This window comes from Bradyrhizobium algeriense, assembly GCF_003062295.1.
In the GTDB taxonomy this organism is placed as follows: domain Bacteria; phylum Pseudomonadota; class Alphaproteobacteria; order Rhizobiales; family Xanthobacteraceae; genus Bradyrhizobium; species Bradyrhizobium algeriense.
Genome location: NZ_PYCN01000006.1, coordinates 308,201 through 314,880 on the forward strand (window position 1 = coordinate 308,201; position 6,680 = coordinate 314,880).

The window sequence follows — 6,680 nt, forward strand, 5'->3', positions numbered from 1 at the left end:
TTCCTTGTTCTTCGTAGCCCGGCGCACGCGAAGCGCAATCCGGGGCCTCTCGCAAGCGGCCGGAGTCGTCCCGGATTACGCTCACGCTCCATCCGGGCTACGCAGTTCGGGATAGCCGGTCAAGCGACGAATGCGTTTAATTCGCCTTGGTGCGCGGCGAGAGGCCGGCGATGACGAAATCGATCATTTGATCGATGGTCGGACCGGGCTTGGTGGCGCATTGCGCGATCATTTGCGGGTGGAAGAACCGCATCATCGCGGTGCAGGCGCAGAGCGAGGCCAGTTGCAGGTCGGGCGCTTCGAATTCGCCGGAAGCCGCGCCCTGCCCGATCACCTGGCCGAGGGTCGCGGCGATACACTCCATATGGGCGACGCAGACGTCCCAGTCCTCCTCCATCGCGATCTCGACCATCTCATGCAGCTTGGAGTCACCGACATAGCGCTCGGTGTTCATGCGGTGGATGGTCTTCATCATCTCCCGGAGGCGAACCGACGCCGGCCCGGACGCCTGCGCAATTCGCTGCGCCTCGACCTCGACCTCGCCCATCAGGGTTCGCGCCACGCCCTCGTGAATCGACTTCTTCGAATCGAAGAAGCGATAGACGTTGGCGGGGCTCATCCGCAGTTCCTTGGCGATATCGGCGACCGTGGTCTTCTGGTAGCCGATCTGCCGGAACAGACGCTCCGCCACCACGAGAATCCTTTCCCGGGTGTCAGTCTCGATGTGTTCCGAAATCAGCGTCATGTCAGCTCTCAATGTTCAATTATTCTGCCGCGTCGGCAAGCGGAATTGCGTGCGGTCCCTTCGGATGCAACTTGGCCTCATGTTGCGGCGCAAGATCAGGCTGCTCGGCCTGGCCGCTTTCATCCAGGCTCTTCCTGAACCACAGGGCATAGAGGCCCGGCAGGTACAGCAAGGTCAGGAAGGTTGCGACGAACAAACCGCCCATGATGGTGATCGCCATCGGGCCCCAGAAGGCGGAGCGCGACAGTGGGATCATGGCCAGGATCGCCGCCAGCGCGGTCAGCACCACCGGGCGGGCACGCCGGACGGTGGCCTCGACGATGGCCTCCTTGCGCGTCAGGCCCTGGGAAACGTCGGCCTCGATCTGGTCGACCAGGATCACCGCGTTGCGCATGATCATGCCGGCCAGCGCGATCAGGCCGAGCAGCGCCACGAAGCCGAACGGCTGGTTGGCGACATTGAGGCCGAGCGAGGCGCCGACGATGCCGAGCGGCGCGGTCAGGAAGACCAGGATCAGGCGCGAGAAGCTCTGCAACTGGATCATCAGCAGGGTGAGCATCACCAGCGCCATCAGCGGAAACAGCAGGGCGATCGAGGCGTTGCCCTTTTCGGATTCCTCGAACGCGCCGCCCGGCTCGATCCGGTAGGCCGGCTCGAGATGGTCGCGGATTTCCTTCAGCTTGGGCCAGATCTGGCTGGTGACATCGGGTGCCTGAACACCGTCGACGACATCGGTGCGCACCGTGATCGCCATGTCGCGGTTGCGCCGCCACATGATCGGCTCCTCGTGGGAATACTCGATCTTGGCGATCTGCTGCAGCGGCACGGCAACGCCGTTGCGTGACGTCACAGTGAGGTCACCGACGCTCTTGAGATCGAGCCGTTCGGACGGGACTGCGCGCGCGACCACGCCGACCTTCTCGATGCCGTCACGGATGGTCGTGACCTGCGCGCCCGAGATCAGCATGGCCAGCGCCTGCGAGACGTCCTGCGGGGTCAGGCCGAGCGCGCGGGCGCGATCCTGGTCGACCACGAGCTTCAGGTAAGGCGACTGCTCGTTCCAGTCGAGCTGCGGCTCCACGACGTTGGGATTCTGCTTCATGACGTCGCGCACCTTGTAGGAGATGTCGCGCACGGTGTTGGCGTCGGGGCCGATCACACGGAACTGCACCGGGAAGCCGACGGGCGGACCGAAATTGAAGCGGTCGATGCGCACGCGTGCTTCAGACAGATCGCCTTCGGCGACCGCCTTCTCCAGCCGCGCCTTGATCCGCTCGCGGGCTTCGACGTCCTTGGAGACGATCACGATCTCGGCAAAGGCCTCGTTCGGCAGTTGCGGATTGAGGCCGAGCCAGAACCGCGGCGAGCCCTGGCCGACATAGGCGGTATAGGTCGCGATATCCTTGTCGTCCTTCAGCAGCGCCTCAGCCTTCTTCACGGATTTTTCCGTGACGTTGAAGGCGGTGCCTTCCGGCAGGCGCAACTGCAGGAACAGTTCGGGCCGCTCCGACAGCGGGAAAAACTGCTGCTGCACGTTGCCGAAGCCGACGATCGAGAGCACGAACACGCCGACGGTCGCCACCACCACCTTGACCCGGTGGTCGACGCACCATTGCACCATGCGGCGCAAGCCCCGATACATGCGCGTCTCGTAGACCGCGTGCGGATCGTGGTTGTGGTGGACCTTGATGTTGGGCAGCAGCTTGACGCCGATATAGGGCGTGAAGATCACCGCGACGAACCAGGAGGCGACCAGCGCGATCGCCACGATCCAGAAGATGCCGCCGGCATATTCGCCGACCGCCGAATTGGCAAAGCCGATGGGGAGGAAGCCAGCGGCCGTGACCAGCGTTCCCGTGAGCATCGGAAACGCAGTTGATTCCCAGGCAAAGGACGCCGCGCGGACGCGGTCCCAGCCCTGTTCCATTTTCACCACCATCATTTCCACGGCGATGATGGCGTCGTCGACCAGAAGGCCGAGCGCGATAATCAGCGCGCCGAGCGTGATGCGGTGCAGGTCGATCGACATCGCGTTCATGACGATGAAGACGATGGCGAGCACCAGCGGCACCGACATCGCGACCACGATGCCCGTGCGCCAGCCGAGCGCCACGAAGGAGACGAACAGCACGATCGCGAGCGCCTCGATGAAGGAATGCACGAACTCGCCGACGGCGCGCTCGACCACCTTCGGCTGGTCAGCGATCTGTTCGACCTCGATACCCTGCGGCACCGCCTTCATGAAATCGTTGGTCGCCTTCTCGACCTCCTTGCCGAGTTCGAGGATGTTGGCGCCCTTGGTGGTGACCACGCCGATGCCTAGCGCCGGCTTGCCTTCCTGGCGGGCGACGAAGGTCGGCGGATCGACGAAACCATGCGTGACGGTCGCGATATCGCCGAGCCGGAACACGCGGCCATTGCTTTCGACCGGGGTCTCGGCAACCGCCTTGGCGCCGTCAAGCGCGCCGGTGACACGCAGCGGCACGCGCTGCGAGGAGGTTTCCACCGTGCCGGCGGGCGTGACGTTATTCTGCTTGGCCAGCGAATCGAACAGCGCCTGCGGCGTGATGCCAAGCGTCGCCAGCTTGGCGTGCGAGAACTCGACGAAGATGCGCTCGTCCTGGGCGCCGTAGAGATTGACCTTGGTGACGCCAGGCACCTTCAAGAGCCGCTGGCGCATGCCTTCGGCAGTCTTCTTCAACTGCGCGTAGTCGGCGCCGTCGCCGGTCATCATATAGAGAATGGAATCGACGTCGGAGAATTCGTCGTTGACATTCGGGCCGAGCAGGCCTGCGGGCAACTGGCCCTGCACGTCGACGAGCTTCTTGCGCAGCAGATAAAACAGATAAGGCACGTCCTTTGGCGGGGTCGAGTCCTTGAAGGTGACCTGCATCGCCGTGAACGACGGCTTGGAATAGGTCTGCACCTTCTCGAAGAACGGCAGTTCCTGCAGCTTCTTCTCGATGGGGTCGGCGACCTGGGTCTGCATTTCCTGCGCGGTCGCGCCCGGCCAGATCGCGGAGACGTTCACCACCTTCACCGTGAAGAACGGATCCTCGGCGCGGCCAAGCCGCTGGTAGGAGAAGAAACCGGCAACGCCCAGCATGATCATCAGGAACAGGATCAGGGTCGGATGGCTCACCGCCCAGCCCGAGAGATTGAAGCGCTTCATGTCACTCTCCAGATCCAAAATCTGTTTGCATTTCCACCGTCATTGCGAGCGAAGCGCAGCAATCCATCCGACCACGGAAAGAAAGTATGGATTGCTTCCGCCTTCGCTCGTTGAGCTTCGGCGGACAAGTCGTCGCTCATGCCACTCGCAATGACGGGACTAGAACGACAGCGACGAGACCACCCGGACCTTCTGGGCCGGATCGATCTTCTGCACGCCGAGCGCGACCACCTTGGCGCCATCATTGACGCCGCCGGAGATCACGACGGAATTGCTCTCGTAGGACTTCACAATCACCGGCTTGAGCATCACCGCGCCGGAATCGTCGACGATATAGAGCGAGGGATTGCTGCCCTGGCTGAACAGCGCCGACAGCGGCAGCTTTGCCACGCGCTGGGTGGCGGCATCCGCCAGCGTCAGCGTCGCGGTCATGCCGAGCGAAACCTTGTCGTCGGCTTCCGGCAACGAGAATTTTGCAAGATAGGTGCGCGTCGCCGGATCGGCCGAGGGCGCGATCTCGCGCAGTTTCGCAGTATATTTCTTCTCCGCATCCGACCACAGCGTTACGGTGGCGGCACCGGACTTGGCGCGCCCGACCAGCGTTTCGGGAATCGCAACCACCGCTTCCTTTTCGGCAAAGCGCGCGACGCGGATCGCGGTCTGGCCGGAGGCCACGACCTGACCCGGATCGATCAGGGTGGCGGTGACGACGCCGCGGCTGTCGGCCAGCAGCGTCGCATAAGAGAGAGAGTTCTTGGTGAGTTCGACCTGCCGCTCGGCGCGATTGAGGCGCGCGCGCGCTTCATCGGCTGCGGCGCGGCTCTGATCCATCTGGGCGTCGGTGGTCCAGCCCTTGGCGCGCAGATCCTTGGCGCGCTGCTCGGCGGCGCCAGCCTGCGCCAGCACGCCGGTGGCGGCGCGGAATTCGGCCTCCGCCTGCTCAGCCTGCAGTTTCAGATCAACCTCGTCGAGAGTGGCGAGCGGCTGGCCGATATCGACGGTCTGGCCAACCTCGACCAGGCGCTTCGCGACCTTGCCCGGAACCCGGAAGCCCATATCGGTCTCGATCCGGGGCCGGATAGTGCCGACGAAACTGCGTTCCGGCGTCTCGGCCCCATAATGCACGGTAGCGACCAGCACCGGTCGCCCCGGGGCCGCCGTTTCCGCCGCCTTTTCATTGCAGCCGGCCAGCGCAAACACCGCAAATGCTAACGACGCTCCCGTCAAGAGCCTGTAATAGCTAGAGAAAATGGACCGGGCGAACATTGGACTCTCCATCGCAGGATCTGATGAAGAGTATTGAATGCTCACTGACGAATGTCAACATTCGTCAGTGGTCATCATTTCGTGATGGAAAATCGGGTTAAGAGGTAATTGCTTTCTCCCAAAGGGCTGTCGTTCCCGCGAATCCGGATGGAGCGAAGCGCAAATCCGGGGCCGGCCTCACCGCGGACAAACTCCCCCGGATTGCGCTACGCTCCATCCGGGCTACGGGCTATTTCGCGCTCGCGAATTCCGTCTTCGTCTCGTGGCCGCCGAGGAACACCAAGAGCCCCGCCGCGAGCGGCAATAGCGACAGCATCAGGAGGCCGGTCGACGTGTTGCCAACTGAAGCGGCCTCAGTTTTTAGTGCTCCCCTCGTCCTTGCCAAATAGCACCCATCCGACCGGCGCAGCGTGCGTGCGGACCACTATGCTGCCAGAAACGGTATCTCGACCGCCAGTGTATAGCCGTTGACCATCAGCAGGCCACCCGCGGCGCCGACGATACCGCCGACGATCGCAAGCCAGGGCACCGTCGCGACGATCGAGACCGAGATCAGCACGATGGCGATCTGCAGAAGCGCTTCGGCATAGTCGAAATAGGGATCCTGCTTCAGCGCATGGTCGCGCCTGCCCTCGTAGTCCTTGGCCCGCTCCATCAATTCCTTCTTGCCCTCCTGCGTCTCGGGCTCGGACTCGTAGCGTGCCGCCGTCTTGCGATAGGCCTCGGCCTTTGCCTTCAGGGCAGTCCTGGCCTCGGCGTTGAGGCTTCCGTCCTGCAGGAACGCCAGTTCGATCGCGTCGGCCGCGAGGTTGTAATCGGTCTGGCGGATGTTCTTGGCCTGGTAGAAGGCATAGTGGTTCGCGGCATAGATGTTGTTGTTGGTCGCCTCCTTGCCGGCGTTGGCGCCGCCAAGCCCGGTGATGGCCAGCAGCATCGCCAGAATGGCGATGCTGACCGCCGCGCGCTGCTTGAAGCGGTCGTTCGCCTTCTCCTGATCCATCATGTCGGCGGCGTCTTCGGCTTTCATCGATCGGCTCCTTCTCGCTCCTAAAGGGGTAGGCACGATAAACAACGGCGTTATGTCACCATCGCGACGCACGAGCACGTTGATTTGTTCCGCAGAATGCGGCAGGCGCGATCGGTCATACGAAGGGATCGGCAATTCCCACGCAGCGATCAAGGTTTACGCAAACCTTCGGATGCTTGAGTTCAAGCGTCACAGGAACGGCGCGCCTTTACGGGAGAGAAGTCGACCAATATGAGGTCGAAACAGGCCAGCCACAAGGCCAATACAAACGGTCCGCTAATGGAATGGTCCGGCCGTGCTCCGGCCCTGCCAGTACGAGAAACTGGCAAGGGGCGCTCAAGACGAGGAGCACGCCATGTCTCAGAAACTCAACGCAGCGATCGCCGTGATCGGCATCGATATCGGCAAGAACTCGTTCCACCTCGTGGGTCATGATGACCGCGGCGCCATCGTGCTGCGGCAGAGGTGGT

4 protein-coding genes and 1 pseudogene are annotated in these 6,680 nt (G+C 62.9%); 1 reads left to right on the top strand and 4 read right to left on the bottom strand.

Features of this window, described 5'->3' with window-relative positions; genetic code table 11:
• Window positions 1–136: 136 nt before the first annotated feature.
• The 4 genes from C7G61_RS15845 to C7G61_RS15860 form a co-directional block, all read right to left on the bottom strand.
• Window positions 137–745: a TetR/AcrR family transcriptional regulator gene (locus C7G61_RS15845; RefSeq protein WP_108515683.1), complete on the bottom strand. Its 609-nt coding sequence runs from the start codon at window positions 743–745 to the stop codon at window positions 137–139.
• A 19-nt stretch (window positions 746–764) separates the two neighbouring features.
• The gene (locus C7G61_RS15850; RefSeq protein ID WP_108515685.1) at window positions 765–3,917 is read right to left on the bottom strand and encodes an efflux RND transporter permease subunit; all 3,153 of its coding nucleotides are present in this window, start codon (window positions 3,915–3,917) and stop codon (window positions 765–767) included.
• A gap of 159 nt (window positions 3,918–4,076) precedes the next feature.
• The gene (locus C7G61_RS15855; RefSeq protein ID WP_108515687.1) at window positions 4,077–5,183 is read right to left on the bottom strand and encodes an efflux RND transporter periplasmic adaptor subunit; all 1,107 of its coding nucleotides are present in this window, start codon (window positions 5,181–5,183) and stop codon (window positions 4,077–4,079) included.
• Between the two features lie 424 nt (window positions 5,184–5,607).
• The gene (locus C7G61_RS15860; protein WP_108515689.1) at window positions 5,608–6,210 is read right to left on the bottom strand and encodes a DUF4337 domain-containing protein; all 603 of its coding nucleotides are present in this window, start codon (window positions 6,208–6,210) and stop codon (window positions 5,608–5,610) included.
• A 355-nt stretch (window positions 6,211–6,565) separates the two neighbouring features.
• Here C7G61_RS15860 and C7G61_RS15865 point away from each other — a divergent pair.
• Window positions 6,566–6,680 (top strand): annotated as a pseudogene (locus C7G61_RS15865) (IS110 family transposase); the annotation flags it as partial.